Origin of the sequence: Streptomyces sp. NPDC001292, from assembly GCF_042896465.1 — a bacterium.
GTDB lineage: Bacteria > Actinomycetota > Actinomycetes > Streptomycetales > Streptomycetaceae > Streptomyces.
Map to the genome: position 1 here is coordinate 619,757 of NZ_JBIAXG010000001.1, position 18,112 is coordinate 637,868.

Genomic DNA, 18,112 nt, shown 5'->3' on the forward strand with positions numbered 1-18,112 from the left:
GGTGAAGAGATGCCGTTGACCCCCGAGGACGTGCGGAACAAGCAGTTCACGACCGTCCGCCTCCGAGAAGGCTATGACGAGGACGAGGTCGATGCCTTCCTCGACGAGGTCGAAGCCGAGCTGACCCGACTGCTCCGCGAGAACGAGGACCTGCGCGCCAAACTGGCCGCGGCCACGCGCGCTGCTGCCCAGAACCAGCAGAACATGCGCAAGCCTCCGGAGGACCAGCAGCCGCCGCATCCTCAGCAGCAGGGCATGCGAGGGCCGGGCGCTCCGGTGCCCGCCGGGATATCGGGCCCACCGCAGCAGCAGATGGGCGGCCCCATGGGTGGCCCGCCCCAGCTGCCCAGCGGTGCCCCGCAGCTGCCCGCCGGCCCGGGCGGTCAGGGCCCCCAGGGTCCCGGCCCCGGCCCCGGCCAGATGGGTCCCGGGCCGATGGGCCAGGGTCCGATGGGCCAGGGTCCGATGGGCCAGGGTCCGATGCAGGGTCAGATGGGTCCCGGCCCGATGGGCGGCGGCCCCGGTCCCATGGGCGGCCCCGGCCCGATGGGTCAGGGTCCCGGTGGCGACAGCGCCGCGCGCGTCCTGTCGCTGGCCCAGCAGACCGCCGACCAGGCGATCGCCGAGGCGCGGTCCGAGGCCAACAAGATCGTCGGCGAGGCGCGTTCGCGTGCCGAGGGTCTGGAGCGTGACGCCCGTGCCAAGGCCGACGCCCTGGAGCGGGACGCGCAGGAGAAGCACCGCGTCGCGATGGGCTCCCTGGAGTCCGCCCGCGCCACGCTGGAGCGCAAGGTCGAGGACCTGCGCGGCTTCGAGCGCGAGTACCGCACGCGCCTGAAGTCGTACCTGGAGTCGCAGCTGCGTCAGCTGGAGACCCAGGCGGACGACTCCCTCGCCCCGCCGCGCACGCCTGCGGCCCCGTCCCTCCCGCCGTCCCCGGCGCCCTCCATGGCTCCGGCCGGCGCGAGCGCCCCGTCGTACGGCGGCGGCCAGCCGATGGGCGGTGCGCCCAGCCCGTCGGGTCCGTCCTACGGCGGTCAGCAGCAGATGGCCCCGGCGATGACCCAGCCGATGGCCCCGGTGCGTCCGCAGGGCCCGGCTCCGATGGGTCAGGCGCCGTCGCCGATGCGCGGCTTCCTGATCGACGAGGACGACAACTGAGGGAACCCTGACGGGTTCTGGTGACTAGGCGTCGGCAGCCTGAGAGAACGGCCCCGGAGGGAGATCCCTCCGGGGCCGTTCCCGTATGCCGTGGCCGCGCGCCCGCCCTCGCCGCCCTGCCCAGGGGCTACGCCCCTTCAAGCCGGGCGGGGAGCCCTCCGCCTCGTGGCCGGGCGGGCTCCCCGCTGGGGCAGGTGTCGCCCCCGGTGGGTCATGCCTTGCGGAGGCGGAACGTCAGGGACAGGCCCTCGTCGGAGAAGGCGTCGCCGTAGCCGGTGTCCGCCTCGCCCTGGGCGAAGTCCGTCGCCAGGACCTCCTCCGCGATCAGCGACGCGTGCTCGCTCAGGGCGGCGATGGTCGCCGGGTCCGTCGCGGTCCAGCGCAGCGCGATCCGGTCGGCCACGTCGAGGCCGCTGTTCTTGCGGGCCTCCTGGATCAGCCGGATCGCGTCCCGGGCCAGGCCCGCACGGCGCAGCTCCTCCGTGATCTCCAGGTCCAGGGCGACCGTGGCGCCGGAGTCGGACGCCACCGACCAGCCCTCGCGCGGGGTCTCGGTGATGATCACCTCGTCCGGCGCGAGCGTCACCGTCTCGCCGTCGACCTCCACCGACGCCGTGCCCTCGCGCAGCGCCAGCGACAGCGCCGCCGCGTCCGCGCCCGCGATGGCCTTGGCGACGTCCTGCACCCGCTTGCCGAACCGCTTGCCCAGCGCACGGAAGTTGGCCTTGGCGGTGGTGTCCACCAGGGACCCGCCGACCTCGCTCAGCGACGCCAGGGAGGAGACGTTCAGCTCTTCCGTGATCTGCGTGTGCAGCTCCCGGTCCAGGGACTCGAAGCCCGCCACCGCGACCAGCGCCCGGGACAGCGGCTGGCGGGTCTTGACGCCCGACTCCGCGCGTGTGGCACGGCCCAGCTCCACCAGGCGGCGCACCAGGACCATCTGCTTCGACAGCTCCGGGTCGATCGCCGGCAGGTCCGCCTCCGGCCAGGTGGCCAGGTGCACCGACTCCGGGGCGCCCGGGGTGACCGGCACGATCAGGTCCTGCCAGACCCGCTCGGTGATGAACGGGGTGATCGGCGCCATCAGCCTGGTCACCGTCTCCAGCACCTCGTGCAGCGTGCGCAGCGCGGCCTTGTCGCCCTGCCAGAACCGGCGGCGCGAGCGCCGGACGTACCAGTTCGACAGGTCGTCGACGAACGCCGACAGCAGCTTGCCGGCGCGCTGGGTGTCGTACGCCTCCAGGGCCTGCGTGACCTGGTCGGTCAGTGCGTGCAGCTCACTGAGCAGCCAGCGGTCGAGCAGCGGGCGGTCGGCCGGGGCCGGGTCGGCCTCGGTGGGAGCCCAGGCGGATGTACGGGCGTACAGGGCCTGGAAGGCGACCGTGTTCCAGTAGGTCAGGAGCGTCTTGCGGACGACCTCCTGGATGGTGCCGTGGCCCACCCGGCGGGCTGCCCACGGGGAGCCGCCGGCCGCCATGAACCAGCGCACCGCGTCCGCGCCGTGCCGGTCCATGAGCGGGATCGGCTGGAGGATGTTGCCCAGGTGCTTGGACATCTTCCGGCCGTCCTCGGCGAGGATGTGGCCGAGGCACACGACGTTCTCGTACGACGACTTGTCGAAGACCAGCGTGCCGACCGCCATCAGCGTGTAGAACCAGCCGCGGGTCTGGTCGATCGCCTCGGAGATGAACTGCGCCGGGTACCGGCTCTCGAACAGCTCCTTGTTCTTGTACGGGTAGCCCCACTGCGCGAACGGCATCGAACCCGAGTCGTACCAGGCGTCGATGACCTCGGGCACGCGCGTGGCCGTCTTCTCGCACCGCGGGCACGGGAAGACGACCTCGTCGATGAACGGGCGGTGCGGGTCGAGCTCCGACTGGTCGGTGCCGGTCAGCCCGGTCAGCTCCGCGCGGGAGCCGACACAGGTGAGGTGGCCGTCCTCGCAGCGCCAGATCGGCAGCGGCGTGCCCCAGTAGCGGTTGCGGGACAGCGCCCAGTCGATGTTGTTGTTCAGCCAGTCGCCGTACCGGCCGTGCTTGACGCTCGAAGGGAACCAGTTGGTCTTCTCGTTCTCCTCGAGCAGCCGGTCCTTGACCGCGGTGGTGCGGATGTACCAGGACGGCTGCGCGTAGTACAGCAGCGCGGTGTGGCAGCGCCAGCAGTGCGGGTAGCTGTGTTCGTACGGCACGTGCTTGAAGAGCAGGCCGCGGTCGCCGAGGTCCTCGGTGAGCTTCTCGTCCGCCTTCTTGAAGAAGACGCCGCCGACCAGCGGGACGTCCTCCTCGAACGTGCCGTCCGGGCGGACGGGGTTGACCACCGGAAGGCCGTAGGACCGGCAGACCCTCAGGTCGTCCTCACCGAAGGCGGGGGACTGGTGGACCAGACCCGTGCCGTCCTCGGTGGTGACGTACTCGGCGTTGACCACGTAGTGCGCCGGCTCCGTGAACTCCACGAGCTCGAACGGGCGTTGGTACGTCCAGCGCTCCATCTCGGCGCCGGTGAAGGTCTCGCCCGTGGTCTCCCAGCCCTCGCCGAGCGCCTTGCCGACCAGCGGTTCGGCGACGACGAGCTTCTCCTCGCCGTTCGTCGCGACCACGTAAGTGACCTCGGGGTGCGCGGCGACCGCCGTGTTGGACACCAGCGTCCACGGGGTCGTCGTCCACACCAGGAGCGAGGCCTGGCCGGCGAGCGGACCGGAGGTGAGCGGGAAGCGGACGTAGACGGACGGGTCGACGACCGTCTCGTAGCCCTGGGCCAGCTCGTGGTCCGACAGGCCCGTGCCACAGCGCGGGCACCAGGGGGCGACCCGGTGGTCCTGCACCAGCAGGCCCTTGTTGAAGATCTCCTTCAGCGACCACCAGACGGACTCGATGTACTCGGGCTCCATGGTGACGTACGCCTCGTCGAGGTCGACCCAGTAGCCCATGCGGGTCGTCAGCTCGGAGAACGCGTCGGTGTGGCGGAGCACGGACTCGCGGCACTTGTCGTTGAACTCGGCGATGCCGTACGCCTCGATGTCCTTCTTGCCGCTGAAGCCGAGCTCCTTCTCGACCGCCAGTTCCACCGGGAGGCCGTGGCAGTCCCAGCCGGCCTTGCGGGCCACGTGGTAGCCGCGCATGGTGCGGAAGCGGGGGAAGACGTCCTTGAAGACGCGCGCCTCGATGTGGTGGGCGCCCGGCATGCCGTTGGCGGTGGGCGGGCCCTCGTAGAACACCCACTCGGGGCGGCCCTCGGACTGCTCCAGGCTCTTGGCAAAGATCTTCTGCTCGCGCCAGAAGTCGAGCACGGCGTGCTCGAGGGCGGGCAGGTCGACCTGGGCGGGCACCTGGCGGTACTGCGTCATCGATCTTCCTCCGGCGGATGTGCTGCCTTCCGTCGGAGGGACGAGAGCCTTTGTGCTGTCCACGCCGTGTTCGGCGCGCTCCCGCGGTACCACCCTCCTTGGCCCACCGGTGCGCCGTACGCTCCGACGAGCCCCCTCATTGGGGTCGCGATGCCGGTTCTACCGGCCCCTGGCTCCGTGCTGGGGCTTTCTTCCGGCGGCTCCGGGGTGATCTTCACGTCGCGCTCGCCCCCGGGCTCACACCGTCCCCGGGTCGCTCTGGGCTGCCTACGCCGCTACTCGTCCCCATCCACGCTTTTCGCTCCGCCCAGTGTACGGCGCCCCGGCGACCGGGGCCGACCCGTTTTCCGGACCGGTGGTGACCCGGATGGCGCGGCGGTGCCATCCGGATCGTAGGACGTGCCGCTGGTCGGATTACGCGGCGGCGAGCTGGGCACAACGCATGCATGCCGGCCGCGCGATCCGCGCGAGGCGGGCGAATCGGGCGGCGTGCCCCGTTGCCGCGGGACTCGAGTCGATTTATCGTCCCAGCACGATTCGCGAGCAAGATCACAATATGTGAAGGGGCCGCGGCCATGGTGGCGAAGAAGACCGCCGAGCAGTCGGCGTCCGGCAGGTCCCGGGGCAGCGGCCTCCCCGATGCCGCCGGTGGCGCGGCCGGGAAGACCACCCGAGCGGCGGCCAGGGCGTCAGGCATGGCCGCGAAGGAGGCGGTGGCCGTGAAGGAGAGGGTCACGCCGAAGCAGCCGGCCAAGGCCGGAGCGACGACGGGACGCGGGCGCAGGGGCCCGACGACCAGGGCGAACACGTCCAAGTCTTCTGTGGCCGAGCGCGGCGGGCAGAGGTCGGCCGGGGCGGCCGGGCAGGAACCCGCTGCCGCGGGGGAGGGGACGGCGGCGCCCCTGGAACCGGCACCGGCGGCTCCTGCGAAGAGCACGCGGAAGACCACGGCGAAGAAGACGGCCGCGAAGAAGCCCGTGGCGGGCAAGGCCCCACTGGAGGCGACCGCGCCGACATCCGAGCCGGAGAAGAGGCCCGCCCCCGAGGAGTCCCGCGCCGAGGCCGCCGCGGCGAGGAAGCCCCCGAGCAAGCGTGCGACGGCGAGGAAGCCCTCCGCCGAAGCCCCGGACGTGGGGGAGAAGGCCGCCGAGGGCACCGTGGCGGCGGAGGCCGCCGACAGGGGTGCCCGTGCCGGCCGGACGGCCGCGAAGAAGACGCCCGCCGAGCGGCCGGGTGCCGGGGGTGTCGTGCGGCACCCGCCTCGGGCGGCGGCCGGTGCGGGCAAGGAGGCCGCTGCCGCACAGGACGCCGTGGGGAAGAAGGACGCCGTGGCCGAGAAGTCGGGTGCCCGGAAGACAGGCGGGCACGGGGCCGCCCGCAAGGCGGGCGCCGGTGCGAAGGGCACTCGCGGGCGGACGGTCGCCACCGGCGGGGATGCGGCAGCCGCGGAGGCGGGTGCGCGGGAGCGGGCCGGCGGTGACGGGACCGTCACCGAGGAAACCCCGGTGGGGGAGACCGCCGGGGCGGGGGCGGGCGGCCAGAGCGCTGCCGTCCACGGCGCTGCCGCCGAGAAGCCCGGTGCTCGGAAGGCAGGTGGGCAAGGGGCCACCCACAAGGCGGGCGGGAAGGGCGCTCACGGGAAGGCGGACGCCACCGGCGGGGACGTCGCAGCCGCGGAGACGGGTGCGCGGGAGCAGGTCGGCGGTGACGGGGCGGGCGCCGGCGAGGACTCGGTCACGGACATCGCCGGGGCGGGGGTGGGCGGTCGGAGGAAGGCCGGCAGGAAGGCTGGTGCGGCGGTGGCCAGGGGCGGCGGTGCCGGCGGGGCGGAGACGGGGGCCGCGGGGGACGGGGACGGTGCGGGTCGCGTGGCGGCTCCTGGTGTCTCCGGTGCGGGTGCGGGCAGGAAGAGGACGGCCAAGAAGGTGGGCGCGGCTCGGGCCGCGAAGCAGACGGGAGCCACGACGGTGGTTGCGAAGAAGACTCCTGGAACGGCCGCGGCGGCGAAGACCGCCGTCCCGAAGGCACGCATCGCCGCGGCGGTGGATCCGGGCGACCTCCCGGTGCGCACGGGTGAGGATCCCTGGACCCTGGAGGAGGTCTCGGCGGCCCGCGCGGAGCTCGAGTCCGAGATGGAGCGGCTGAGCACCGAGATCACCTCGTCGGAGGAGTCCCTCGCGGGTCTGATGCGGGACTCCGGCGACGGCGCGGGCGACGACGAGGCGGACACCGGCAGCAAGAACATCACGCGCGAGCACGAGATGGCGCTGGCCGCCAACGCGCGCGAGATGCTCACCCAGACCGAGCGGGCCCTGCAACGGCTCGACGCGGGCACCTACGGCCTGTGCGAGAACTGCGGCAACCCCATCGGCAAGGCCCGCATGCAGGCCTTCCCGCGGGCCACCCTGTGCGTGGCGTGCAAGCAGAAGCAGGAACGCCGGTACTGAACCGGGTGCGAGGCGTGCCGTAGTCTCGTCCCCAGTCAGGTACCTAGGTCAAGGGACTCACGTGGCAGAGGCGGAGCGCATCATCGGTACGCCGGACACTCCGGACGCGGCGGGAGCGGGGCGGCAGCGACCCGGGGGGAACGCCGCGCGGGGCGGCCCGTCCGGCGCCGAAGGGGCACAGGCCCCGGCCGGCGGGCCCGGCACCGACCACACGGCGGCGGGCACGGACGGGACGAGCGGGACGCCGGCCGGCGCGGACGGAACGGCACCCGCCGCCGAGCGGCCCCGGGGCCGGCGCCGGGTCGCCGTGCTGTTCACGGTCGCGGCCATCGCCTACGCCCTCGATCTGGCCAGCAAGATGCTCGTGGTCGCCAAGCTGGAACACCGCCCGCCGATCCGGCTCATCGGCGACTGGCTGCAACTGGAGGCGATCCGCAACGCGGGCGCGGCCTTCGGCTTCGGCGAGGCCTTCACCGTGATCTTCACGGTCATCGCGGCCGCCGTGATCGTGGTGATCACCCGCCTCGCGCGCAAGCTCCACAGTCTGCCCTGGGCCATCGCGCTCGGCCTGCTGCTCGGCGGTGCCCTGGGCAACCTCACCGACCGGCTCTTCCGCTCGCCGGGCGTCTTCGAGGGCGCGGTCGTCGACTTCATCTCGCCGAAGCACTTCGCCGTGTTCAACCTCGCCGACTCGGCGATCGTGTGCGGCGGCATCCTGATCGTGCTGCTCTCCTTCCGCGGCCTGGACCCGGACGGGACCGTCCACAAGGACTGAGCCCGGGACGGGACGGCCGGACCGGTCCGGCATACTCGACGGGTGAGCACGCTTCCCGAGATCCGTACCCTGCCCGTGCCCGAAGGTCTGGAGGGCGAGCGCGTCGACGCCGTCATCTCCCGGATGTTCGGCTTCTCCCGTACGAAGGCGGCGGAGCTGGCCGCCGCGGGCAAGGTGCTGGTCGACGGCACGGTGGCCGGCAAGTCCGAGCGGGTGCGCGGCGGTGCCTGGCTCGAGGTCGAGATGCCGCAGGCACCCGCACCCGTGCAGGTGGTCGCCGAGCCGGTCGAGGGCATGGAGATCGTGCACGACGACGATGACGTGGTCGTGATCGTCAAGCCGGTCGGCGTCGCCGCGCACCCCAGCCCCGGCTGGTCCGGTCCGACCGTGATCGGCGGCCTCGCGGCGGCCGGCTACCGCATCTCCACCTCCGGCGCCGCCGAGCGCCAGGGCATCGTGCACCGCCTCGACGTCGGCACCTCTGGCCTGATGGTGGTCGCCAAGTCCGAGTACGCGTACACGTCGCTCAAGCGCCAGTTCAAGGAGCGCACGGTCGACAAGCGCTACCACACCCTGGTCCAGGGCCACCCCGACCCGACCAGCGGCACCATCGACGCGCCCATCGGCCGGCACCCGAACCACGACTACAAGTGGGCGGTCACCGCCGACGGCAAGCCCTCCGTCACGCACTACGACCTGATCGAGGCGTTTCGCGCCGCCTCCCTGCTCGACGTCAAGCTGGAGACCGGGCGCACCCATCAGATCCGCGTCCACATGGCCGCCCACCGCCACCCCTGCGTCGGCGACCTGACCTACGGCGCCGACCCCACCCTCGCCAAGCGGCTGAGGCTGACCCGCCAGTGGCTGCACGCGGTGCGGCTCGGCTTCGAGCACCCCGGCGACGGCCAGTGGGTGGAGTTCGCCAGCGACTACCCCGAGGACCTCCAAAAGGCCCTGGACCAGGTCCGCGAGGAGACGTACGCATGAGCCTGCCGTACGAGGTGCGTGTCGCCGAGGACCCCGCCGACCGCGAGGCATGCTTCGCGGTGCGCAAGGAGGTCTTCGTCGTGGAGCAGGGCGTTGCGCAGGACATCGAGTACGACGAGTACGACGCCGTCGCCGTGCATGTGCTGGCGGTCCGCGAGGACGGCGTGCCGCTCGGCACCGGGCGGCTGCTGTACGGCGCGGCGGCCGCCGCGAAGACCGGCGGCGACCCGGCGCTCGGCTCCCTGGGGCGGCTCGCCGTCACGGGGGACGCGCGCGGGCTGGGCGTCGGCGCGGCCCTGGTGCGTGCCATCGAGGACGCGGCACACGCGCGCGGCCTCACGGCGGTGGACCTGCACGCGCAGAGCCACGCGCTCGGCTTCTACGAGCGGCTGGGATACGAGGCGTACGGACCGGAGTTCCCCGATGCGGGCATCCCGCACCGGGCGATGCGGCGCGCCTTGTAGTCCACGGGTCCGAAGCGGCCGGTGAGCGGGGCGGCGTGGCAGGCTGGAAGCCTGTCGTGTGAACGTCCGACGTCCCGGAGCGCTGAGCGTGGATCAGTTGGCCCTGCTGTTCGTCGTGTTGCTGGGGGCCGTGATCAGCGTCCCGATCGGCGACCGGTTCGGGCTGCCCGCGCCGGTCCTGATGACGCTGCTCGGGATCGTCCTCGCGGTGCTCGACTTCGTGCCGAACGTCAGCATCCCGCCCGTTCTGATCCTGCCCACCCTGCTGCCGCCGCTGCTCTACGCCGCCGTACGGCGCACCTCCTGGCGGCAGTTCACGGCGCACAAACGGCCGATCTTCCTGCTGGCCGTGGCACTGGTGTTCGTCACCAGTTTCTGTGTCGCCGTCGTCTCGCACGCCATCGTGCCGGGGCTGTCCGTCGCCGCGGCCGTGGCCCTGGGCGCGCTGGTCGCGCCGCCCGACCCGGTCGCGGTGACCGCGGTGGCCGGACAGCTCGGGCTGCCGCGCCGCCTGGTGTCGATCCTGGAGGGCGAGGGGCTGTTCAACGACGTCACGGCCATCGTCCTCTACCACGTGGCGATCGCCGCCGCCGTCAGCGGGGAGTTCTCGGCCTGGCGGGCCGGGCTCGACCTGGTGCTGTCCGCGGTGGTGGCGGTGGCCGTGGGCATGGTGCTCGGCTGGGGCACGAACAAGGTGCTGAACCTGCTGGGGGACCCGACCCTGCAGATCGGGCTGACGCTGCTCGTGCCGTACGCCTCCTACGTGCTGGCCGAGGAGCTGCACGGCTCCGGCGTCCTCGCGGTGCTCACCACCGCGCTGTTCCTGGCCGAGTACGCCTCCGACGCCGACGACGTGCTGACCCGGCTGGCCGGGCACACCGTCTGGAACGTCGTGGACACGCTCGTCACCGGGGTCGCGTTCGGGCTGATCGGCCTCGAACTGCACAACGCGCTGCGCACCGCCTCGGGCCGGTGGGGCGAGTTGCTCGGCTGGGCGGGCGTGGTCGTGGCCGTGGTGGTGCTGGTACGGCTGGTGTGGCTGCTGCCGGCCACCTGGCTCACCAGACGGATGCACGCGCTGCGGGACTACGAGGAGGACATCCCCATGACCTGGCGGGAGACCGTCGTCATGTGGTGGTCCGGGATGCGCGGCGTGGCCTCGGTGGCGCTCGCCCTGGCCATTCCGCTGAAGACGGACAGCGGCGCGCCCTTCCCCGACCGGGACGAGATCGTGTTCATCGCCTTCGGGGTGATCATGGCGACGCTCGTGCTCCAGGGGCTCACGCTGCCGTGGCTGGTCAAACGGCTGGGGGTACGGGCGGACACCGAACGGGAGAAGGCGTTCGAGGAGGAGCTGGCGGCGCGGGCGGCGCGGGCGGCCAGGCGGCGGCTGCGGGAGATCGAGGCGGTCGAGGAACTGCCGGAGGAGCTGTCCGAGCAGATGCTGCGGCGGGCCTTCGACATCGGGCTGCGGATCAGCCCGCAGTGGGGGGAGGAGGAGCGCAGGGAGGGCCACGACAAGCGCGTACGGCGGCTGAAGCGGTTGCGGCGGATCCAGAGCGAGATGCTGAGCGCGGCGCGGCACGAGGTGCTGGCGGCGCGCAGGGAGCCGGGGGCAGACCCGGAGATCGTGGACCGGGTACTGCGCCACCTGGACGTACGCAGTCTGCGGTGAGCCGCGCTCGGTGTACGGGACCGGCCGGTGCCGTCTCGGTAGGCTCGGACCATGAGTCGCAACGTCGTCATCAGCGGGGGCGGTACCGGGATCGGACTCGCCGCGGCGCGGACCTTCGCGGCTGACGGGGACCGGGTGCTGCTGCTCGGGCGGCGGGGCGAGGTGCTGCACAGGGCCGGGGTGCCGGGCGCGCTGACGTTCGCCGCCGACGTGGGTGACGTGGCCGGGGTGCGGTCGGTCGCCCGGTTCGTGGCCGACGAGCTCGGGGCGGTGGACGTGCTGATCCACAGTGCCGGAGGGTCGGGGCGGCTGGAGCCCCGGGTGGAGCGGGAGGATCCGCTCGACCTCGTCGCCGACAACTGGATGGTCAACTTCCGGATCAACACCCTGACCGCCGTGCTGCTCACGGAGGCCCTCAAGGAGCGGCTCGCCGAGCCGGGCGGCCGGGTGCTGTTCCTCAGCTCCATCGCCGCCTACCGCGGTTCGGGCAGCGGCGCCTACGCCGCCTCCAAGGCCGCCCTGCACCCCTACGCCCACGACCTGGCCCGCCAGTTGGGCCCGCGAGGGATCACGGTGAACCTGGTCGCGCCCGGGTACGTCGAGGACACCGACTTCTTCGGCGACGCGATGGACGACGCCCGACGCGAACGGCTCGTCGCCGAGACCTCCACCGGCCGCCCCGGGACCCCGGGCGACATCGCCGCCACCCTCCACTGGCTCGCCTCACCGGCCGCCGCCCACATCACCTCCCAGATCATCCAGGTCAACGGCGGCGCGGAACGCGGCCACTGACCCCACCGCGCGTCCGCGGCCCCCTCCTGGCGCGCACGGCCGCCGGACTCGGCGGCCGTGCGGGCACCGCGGGCGGTCCGCGGCGACCGGGCCGACGACGAGTCGGCGACGGTGGGCGCGGTCCCGGGGGCGCGCCGCCGCCGGTCGGGTGAGCGCAGCGCCGGGGCACCGATCCACTCGCCCGGTCCGCGGGCCGGGGAGGCCCCGGTGCCTGGCGGCCCCGTTCCCGGTCGGCGGCGGGCGGTGGCCGGGCGCGGGTGCTCGGTCCGGGCCACCGAGCCCGCCGTGGGCCCGGACCGGCTGTCCGCTCCCAGGTGGTGGCGGGTGGTCAGCCCCGGCCTGACGGGGATTTGTTGAAGGCGGGGTGGGGCGTGCCGTCGTGGGAGCGGCCCGGGGCTGGTACGGCGCCGGCCGTGTTGACGCGGGGGAGGGCGTAGGGGTGGTGTTCGGAGAGCCAGCGGAGCATCTGCTCGCGGACCACGACCCGTACCGTCCAGATGTCGTCGGCGTCCTTCGCCGTCACCAGTGCCCGTACCTGCATCGTGGTCGGCGTCGTGTCCGTGACCACCAGGTTGTAGGCGCGGCCGTCCCAGGCCGGGCACTCGCGCAGGATGTCGCGCAGCTTCTCGCGCATCGCGTCCATCGGCGCGCAGTGGTCGAGGTGGAAGTAGACGGTGCCGGTCATCTGCGGGGTGCCACGCGACCAGTTCTCGAACGGGTTGGACGTGAAGTACGACACCGGCATGGTGATCCGGCGCTCGTCCCAGGTCCGTACCGTCAGGAAGGTCAGCGTGATCTCCTCGACCGTGCCCCACTCGCCGTTGACGACCACGGTGTCGCCGATCCGCACCATGTCGCCGAAGGCGATCTGCAGCCCCGCGAACATGTTGCTCAGCGTGGACTGCGCCGCGACACCGGCGACGATGCCGAGGAGGCCGGCCGAGGCCAGCAGCGAGGCACCGGCCGCGCGCATCGCCGGGAAGGTCAGCAGCATCGAGGCCGCCGCCACCACGATGACCACCGCCGAGACCACGCGCATGATCAGCTCGACCTGGGTGCGCACCCGCCGCACCCGGGCCGGATCCCGGTGCGCCCGGGCGCTGGCGTAGCGCGTGTACGAGGTCTCGACGACGGCGCCAGCGATCCGGATCACCAGCCAGGCCGCCGACCCGATCAGCACCAGGGTCAGCGTCCGGCCGATGCCGACCCGGTGCTCCTGCAGCAGCTCGGCCTGGTCGTAGGAGCCTCTCAGCAGGGCGGCGCACAGCACGAGCTGGTAGGGGACGCGGGCACGGCGCAGCAGGCCCCACAACGGTTTGTCCTGGTGCCGTCCGTCGGCCTTGCGCAGCAGCAGGTCGGTGGCCCAGCCGATGACCAGTGTGAGGACGACCGAGCCGCCGACCACGATCAGAGGGCGGAGTACGTTCTCCATGCCTGCGAACCTAACCTGCGACGCGCGGTGTGAACACGTGTCATCGTGAAGATCGGGGGTAGAGCCGGGGGTGGTGTGACGAGACTCTCTTCGGTCGGCCGCCCACCGTGGCCGGCGGACGCCGTCGTACCCGGCTGGCACCATGAGCTCATGAACATCGTTCTCTTCCACTCGACCTACGGCCTCAGACCCGCGGTACACCAGGCCGCGGACCGGCTGCGTGCCGCCGGGCACGAGGTGTGGACGCCGGATCTCTTCGGGGGCCGTTCGTTCGACACGGTCGAGGAGGGCAGGGCCTGCAAGGACTCGATCGGCAAGGACGAGCTGCTCAAGCGTGCCGTGCTGGCCGCGGCGCCCTACTCGGAGCGGGGCCTGGTCTACGCCGGGTTCTCGTTCGGGGCCGCCACCGCCCAGACGCTCGCCCTCGGCGACGACAAGGCCCGTGGACTGCTCCTGCTGCACGGCACCTCGGACGTCGCGCCGAACGCGAGCGCCGACGGCCTGCCCGTCCAGCTGCACGTGGCCGAACCCGACCCGTTCGAGCCGGACGACTGGCTGAGCGCCTGGTACCTCCAGATGGGCCGCACCGGCGCCGACGTGGAGGTCTACCGCTATGCCGGGGCCGGCCACCTGTACACCGACCCCGACCTGCCGGACTACGACGAGGAGGCCGCCGAGGCCACCTGGCGGGTGGCGCTCGGCTTCCTCGCGGACCTCGAAACCGACTAGGGCTCGGACCGGGTCGTAGGTGCGCCAGACCTTCTGCGTGCCGCTGCGTGTGCGGTACGAACGGGTCCGGGCCGAGGTCGCGTCAGGGCTGGTGCGGTCGGACAGCACGTAGTAGTCCATCTGCGCGCGGTCGGCGGTCAGGTCCAGCACGCCGTAGCCGTGGCGGTCGGCACCGACCCGGTGGACGTGCCGGTTGGCGGCGCGGATCACGGGCGCCGCGACCGCCGAGACCCTGCCCTCGGGAACCTTGACGATGTCGTCGAGGTTGTCGGAGGTCACCGAGGTGACCACGAACTCCGAGGCGGCGGACGCCGGCGGCGGATACGTCCCGGCGTCCACCGGGACGTCGTTGGACCACGCCAGGTGGATGTCGCCGGTCAGGAAGACGGTGTTGCGGATCGTGTTCGCGCGCAGTTGGGCGAGCAGTTCGCGGCGGTCGTCGGTGCAGCCGTCCCACTGGTCGGTGTTGACGGCCGGGCGCAGTCCCCGGACGTCGGCCTTGACGGTGTGGTCGGAGGCGGCCGTCGCGGTGATCGAGCCCTCGGCGACGACGTCGGTGAACCCCCTGCCCCCGGCCACGCCCGCGCACCTCGGTGTCCGGGCCGAGCCCGGACCCGGGTGCCGCCTCGGGGGTGGGGCTCACCCGGGTCCGCAGCAGGATGCCGTCCGGTGAGGGTCCCCCCACGACCTCGAGGCAGTGGGGGAGGATCGCCGGAGGCGACGCCGTGCAGGAGGGCGGGCGCACCGGTGACGGCGCGTGCGGGCAGCGCGGCGGCGAGCGGACCCGCCAGCACGGCGCCGGCGGCCGCGGCCTTGACGGACGTACGGCGGCGCGCGACGGGCGAGCCGGCGCTCTCGGGTTGTCTGTGGCGACTGGTCACGGGCGATCGGATTTCTGACCGGTAAGTGCGAAGAGCGGGCGAACCGGTGAAGGTTCGCCCGCTCTTCGCGCGTGATTCACGGCGGCGGCAGCGCCGCCCTGCCGGAGGTCAGCCCTTGAGGGCCGCGTCCACCACCGCGTTGAACTCGTCCACCGTCATCGGCGGGTTCTGGGTGCCAGGGGCGGTCAGCACCTTGCCGTCCATGACCAGGCTCGGAGTGCCGGTCACGCCGTCCTTGTTGTCGTCGAAGGTCTTCGACATGGCCACCGCCCAGGCGTCGTACTTGCCGCTCTTGACGTCGTTCCGGAACGACGCGTTGTTCTTCAGCGCCGGCACGGTGTCCGCGACCTGGATGAGGTAGTCGTCGTTCTTGAACTTGTCGTCGGTCTCCTCCGGGTGCCACTTCTTCGAGTACAGCGCGGCCTTGTAGTCGAGGAACGCCTCGGGGCTGACGTTGAGCGCGGCGCCCATGGCGCTCATCGCGTTCTTGGAGCCCTCGCCGTTGTCGTGGTTGTCGAGGAAGGTGCCGCCGATGTACTGGAGCTTGAACTTGCCGTCGTCGACGTCCTTCTTGACGGTCGCGCCGACGGATTCCTCGAACGTGCCGCAGATCGGGCAGCGCGGGTCCTCGTAGATCTTGAGGGTCTTCGCGGCCGAGCTCTTGCCGATGACCACCGTCGTACCGTCGGTGCCGGTGGTGTTGGCCGGGGCGACGACCTTCTCGTCCTTCACGGCCTCCCAGCGGCTGGGCTTGTTGGCCTGGACGACGGCGTAGCCGATGCCGCCGGCCGCCGCCAGCACGGCCACGACCGTGCAGGCCACGGTGATCTGCCGCTTGACCTTGGCCCGCTTGGCCTCGCGCTCTCGCTCGGCGCGCAGCCGCTCCCGGGCCGCCGTCTTCGCCGACTGGCTGTTCCGCTTGCTCATGGTGGTGTTCTCCTGTGGGACGCGCAGCTGTCGTGCGCGGGTACGAGTGGGGACTGTCGTGCTCGGGTGGCCCAGGGGCGCGGCTCAGGCGAGCGCGAGGGCGTCCGGGCACGGCGGTCCGCGCCGTCCCAGGGAGTGCACGAGGATGCGGGCGCGCAGCGCGGCGATCCGCGGCGCGGGACGCGCCGGCCGGCCCACCGAGCGGGTGCGGCGCACCGTGACCGCCGCCACCGCGAGCAGCAGCGGCCGGAAGGTCGTGGCGGCCACCGCGGACAGCAGCTGGGCGAGCGCCCGCTCGCCGCGGCGCAGCCAGCCGGCCGCGACCAGACCGACGCCGACGTGCGCGGCCAGCAGCAGCCAGGCCGTGGCCGGGTCGGCGTGCGCGAGCAGGGCGGTCAGCCGGCCGGTGTCGGTGCCGGTCATCTGGGCCAGCGGGGTGCCGACGTCGGTGTGCCCGCCGCACAGCACGTCGAAGCCGACCGAGCGCAGGGGACCGGCGACCGGACCGCCCGCAGGGCCGTAGCAGAGGTGCTGGCCGGTGGTGAAGACGGTGTCGGCGGCCAGCTCCAGCGGGACCAGCAGGGCGGCGATCCGCCCGAAGCCGCGCTCGCGGCCGGCCAGGGCGTAGGAGAGCAGGAACACGGCGGCCGCGACCGCGGCCACCGTGTTCAGCGGCAGCGGGACCCGGGACAGCAGTACGTGCGACGCGGTGCTGAGCGTCACGACCACGGCCGTGAACAGCGCCGCGCGCACGGCTCTGAGTTTGGTCCCGGATATGTCCATAGCGAGACAAGAGTGTGTCACGTCGGCCGGTAAGGGACCCCTAAAGGGTTCCTGTGCGCGGCCCATCCGTCACAGACCCGGAATCCCCCCGTTGCGGAGCAGGTCCACGAAGATCCGGTGATCGGCACGCACGCGTGCCCCGTAGGCGTGCGCGAAGTCGACGAGCAGCGGCGCGAAGCCTTCCTCGTCGCCCGCGATCGCCGCGTCGATGGCCCGCTCGGTGGAGAACGGCACCAGCGACTCGCCCGAGGTGTCGTCCGCTGCCGCGTGCATGGCGGCCGTGGCCCGGCCCAGGTCGGCGACCACCTGCGCGATCTCCTCCGGGTCGTCGACGTCGTCCCAGTCCAGGTCCACGGCGTACGGCGAGACCTCGGTGACCAGTCGGCCCGCGCCGTCCAGCTCGGTCCAGCCCAGCCACGGGTCGGTGTGCGCCTGGAGGGCGCGCCGGCAGACCACCGTGCGGTGGCCCTCGTGCCGGAAGTGGTCGCGGATCGCCTGGTCCGTGACCTGCCGGGCGGCCGCCGGGGTCCGGGCCCGCTGGACGGAGATCACCACGTCGTGCTCCAGGGCGTCGCTGTCGCCCTCCAGGAGGATGTCGTACGACAGGCCGGCCGGCCCGATCCCGCGGCGGCCGACGACGTCCTTGACGCGGTAGGACTCCGGGCGGGCCAGCGACGCCTCCGGCAGGGTCTCCAGATAGCCGTCGAAGGCCGCGAGGACCTTGTAGCGGGTGGCGGCGTCCAGCTCGACCGCGCCGCCGCCGGGCGCGAAACGGCGCTCGAAGTCGCGGATCTCGGTCATCGACTCCAGCAGCCCGGCGCGGGTCAGCGAGCGGGCGTCACGCAGCGTGTCCAGGAGGGGGCCGTCGGCGGTGTCCAGTGTGAAGGGCGGCACCTCGTCGCGCTTGGCGCCGGTGGCCAGGGCGTGGATCCGGTCGCGGTAGGCGGTCGCGTAGAGCGTCACCAGCTCGGTGATCCGGTCGTCACTGAGCGCCTTGGCGTGCCCGACGAGGGCGAGGGAGGCGGCGAACCGCTTGAGGTCCCAGGTGAAGGGGCCGACGTAGGCCTCGTCGAAGCCGGTGGCGCTGAAGACCAGCCGGCCGTCGGCGTCCATGTAGGTGCCGAAGCTCTCCGCGTGCAGGTCGCCGTGGATCCACACGCGCGAGGTGCGGTCGTCCAGGTAGGGTCCGCCGCGCCGCTCGGCGCCCAGGTCGTGGTGGAAGAGACAGGCCGTGTCCCGGTGGAACGCGAGGGCCGAGGCCGCCATCTTCCGCAACCGCGGGTGGAACGCGGCCGGCTCGTCGGCCAGGAGCTCGCCGAAGGCGGTGTCGAGGACGGCGATGATCTCCTTGCCGCGCTGCTCGTCGCTGAGCTGGGGGACCGACATCGCGGAGTGCCTCCTGGTGCAGGTGGTGCATGACGTGTGGAGTGGGGGTCCGGCAGGGGCGTCCCCCTGGATCAACGTCCGGCGGTGCGGAGGAGTGCCCGTGCCGTCCCGCCCGACGGTACGGCTGGAACGCGGCCGTGTGTCGGTGCCGGGGCATAGACTTCGACGCTGTCCCCCAGACTGTCCGCAGCCCGTCGTCTATGTTGTCCATGGAGGCCGAACCGTGTCGAAGCCGCCGTTCACGCACCTGCACGTCCACACCCAGTACTCGCTGCTGGACGGTGCCGCGCGGCTGAAGGACATGTTCAACGCCTGCAATGAGATGGGCAT

Annotated in this window: 14 protein-coding genes and 1 pseudogene; 9 read left to right on the plus strand and 6 right to left on the minus strand. The window is 72.6% G+C overall.

All coding sequences use genetic code 11. The features are described 5' to 3' along the window. Window positions 1-9 precede the first annotated feature (9 nt). Entirely contained in the window at window positions 10-1,161 is a 1,152-nt protein-coding gene (locus ACFY4A_RS02700) for a DivIVA domain-containing protein (RefSeq protein WP_390827596.1), read from the plus strand. Between the two features lie 211 nt (window positions 1,162-1,372). Here the strand turns inward: ACFY4A_RS02700 and ileS are convergent, their stop codons facing one another. Continuing rightward, complete coding sequence (ileS, locus tag ACFY4A_RS02705; protein WP_390827597.1) at window positions 1,373-4,504, minus strand: isoleucine--tRNA ligase; 3,132 nt, start codon at window positions 4,502-4,504, stop codon at window positions 1,373-1,375. 1,505 nt (window positions 4,505-6,009) lie between these two features. Here ileS and ACFY4A_RS02710 point away from each other — a divergent pair. The 6 genes from ACFY4A_RS02710 (at window position 6,010) to ACFY4A_RS02735 (ending at window position 11,644) form a co-directional block, all read left to right on the plus strand. Beyond that, window positions 6,010-6,951, plus strand: a complete 942-nt coding sequence (locus tag ACFY4A_RS02710; RefSeq protein WP_390827629.1) for a TraR/DksA family transcriptional regulator — start codon at window positions 6,010-6,012, stop codon at window positions 6,949-6,951. Window positions 6,952-7,012: 61 nt separating this feature from the next. Continuing rightward, window positions 7,013-7,726, plus strand: coding sequence for a signal peptidase II (gene lspA, locus ACFY4A_RS02715; RefSeq protein ID WP_390827598.1), 714 nt, complete (start codon window positions 7,013-7,015; stop codon window positions 7,724-7,726). A gap of 42 nt (window positions 7,727-7,768) precedes the next feature. Beyond that, entirely contained in the window at window positions 7,769-8,713 is a 945-nt protein-coding gene (locus ACFY4A_RS02720) for an RluA family pseudouridine synthase (protein WP_390827599.1), read from the plus strand. Further along, window positions 8,710-9,177, plus strand: coding sequence for a GNAT family N-acetyltransferase (locus ACFY4A_RS02725; RefSeq protein WP_390827600.1), 468 nt, complete (start codon window positions 8,710-8,712; stop codon window positions 9,175-9,177). The genes ACFY4A_RS02720 and ACFY4A_RS02725 overlap by 4 nt, the downstream gene beginning before the upstream one ends. A gap of 88 nt (window positions 9,178-9,265) precedes the next feature. Next, window positions 9,266-10,852, plus strand: a complete 1,587-nt coding sequence (locus ACFY4A_RS02730; RefSeq protein WP_390827601.1) for a Na+/H+ antiporter — start codon at window positions 9,266-9,268, stop codon at window positions 10,850-10,852. A 51-nt stretch (window positions 10,853-10,903) separates the two neighbouring features. Further along, the gene (locus ACFY4A_RS02735; protein WP_390827602.1) at window positions 10,904-11,644 is read left to right on the plus strand and encodes an SDR family NAD(P)-dependent oxidoreductase; all 741 of its coding nucleotides are present in this window, start codon (window positions 10,904-10,906) and stop codon (window positions 11,642-11,644) included. A 328-nt stretch (window positions 11,645-11,972) separates the two neighbouring features. Here ACFY4A_RS02735 and ACFY4A_RS02740 read toward each other — a convergent pair whose 3' ends face one another. Beyond that, window positions 11,973-13,076, minus strand: a complete 1,104-nt coding sequence (locus ACFY4A_RS02740; protein WP_390827630.1) for a mechanosensitive ion channel family protein — start codon at window positions 13,074-13,076, stop codon at window positions 11,973-11,975. A 150-nt stretch (window positions 13,077-13,226) separates the two neighbouring features. Between ACFY4A_RS02740 and ACFY4A_RS02745 the strand changes: the two genes are divergently transcribed. Beyond that, window positions 13,227-13,805, plus strand: a complete 579-nt coding sequence (locus ACFY4A_RS02745; RefSeq protein WP_390827631.1) for a dienelactone hydrolase family protein — start codon at window positions 13,227-13,229, stop codon at window positions 13,803-13,805. Window positions 13,806-13,811: 6 nt separating this feature from the next. Here the strand turns inward: ACFY4A_RS02745 and ACFY4A_RS02750 are convergent. From ACFY4A_RS02750 to ACFY4A_RS02765, 4 genes and pseudogenes are all read right to left on the minus strand, one after another. Then, window positions 13,812-14,686, minus strand: a pseudogene (locus tag ACFY4A_RS02750) (alkaline phosphatase D family protein); the annotation flags it as partial. A gap of 108 nt (window positions 14,687-14,794) precedes the next feature. Further along, complete coding sequence (locus tag ACFY4A_RS02755) at window positions 14,795-15,613, minus strand: thioredoxin domain-containing protein (protein WP_390827603.1); 819 nt, start codon at window positions 15,611-15,613, stop codon at window positions 14,795-14,797. Between the two features lie 84 nt (window positions 15,614-15,697). Continuing rightward, window positions 15,698-16,396, minus strand: a complete 699-nt coding sequence (locus ACFY4A_RS02760) for a hypothetical protein (RefSeq protein WP_390827604.1) — start codon at window positions 16,394-16,396, stop codon at window positions 15,698-15,700. Between the two features lie 69 nt (window positions 16,397-16,465). Next, on the minus strand, window positions 16,466-17,782 hold the full coding sequence (locus ACFY4A_RS02765; RefSeq protein WP_390827605.1) for a DUF2252 domain-containing protein: 1,317 nt from the start codon (window positions 17,780-17,782) through the stop codon (window positions 16,466-16,468). 223 nt (window positions 17,783-18,005) lie between these two features. Between ACFY4A_RS02765 and ACFY4A_RS02770 the strand changes: the two genes are divergently transcribed. Next, window positions 18,006-18,112: PHP domain-containing protein (locus tag ACFY4A_RS02770; protein WP_390827632.1), on the plus strand; the 107-nt coding region annotated here is incomplete at its 3' end.

What these genes read in the sequence shown, in the direction of transcription:
- ACFY4A_RS02700 (WP_390827596.1), top strand. Translation starts at nt 10, where the DNA reads ATGCCGTTGACCCCCGAGGACGTGCGGAACAAGCAGTTCACGACCGTC.
- ileS (WP_390827597.1), bottom strand. Translation starts at nt 4,504, where the DNA reads ATGACGCAGTACCGCCAGGTGCCCGCCCAGGTCGACCTGCCCGCCCTC.
- ACFY4A_RS02725 (WP_390827600.1), top strand. Translation starts at nt 8,710, where the DNA reads ATGAGCCTGCCGTACGAGGTGCGTGTCGCCGAGGACCCCGCCGACCGC.
- ACFY4A_RS02735 (WP_390827602.1), top strand. Translation starts at nt 10,904, where the DNA reads ATGAGTCGCAACGTCGTCATCAGCGGGGGCGGTACCGGGATCGGACTC.
- ACFY4A_RS02740 (WP_390827630.1), bottom strand. Translation starts at nt 13,076, where the DNA reads ATGGAGAACGTACTCCGCCCTCTGATCGTGGTCGGCGGCTCGGTCGTC.
- ACFY4A_RS02745 (WP_390827631.1), top strand. Translation starts at nt 13,227, where the DNA reads ATGAACATCGTTCTCTTCCACTCGACCTACGGCCTCAGACCCGCGGTA.
- ACFY4A_RS02755 (WP_390827603.1), bottom strand. Translation starts at nt 15,613, where the DNA reads ATGAGCAAGCGGAACAGCCAGTCGGCGAAGACGGCGGCCCGGGAGCGG.
- ACFY4A_RS02760 (WP_390827604.1), bottom strand. Translation starts at nt 16,396, where the DNA reads ATGGACATATCCGGGACCAAACTCAGAGCCGTGCGCGCGGCGCTGTTC.
- ACFY4A_RS02765 (WP_390827605.1), bottom strand. Translation starts at nt 17,782, where the DNA reads ATGTCGGTCCCCCAGCTCAGCGACGAGCAGCGCGGCAAGGAGATCATC.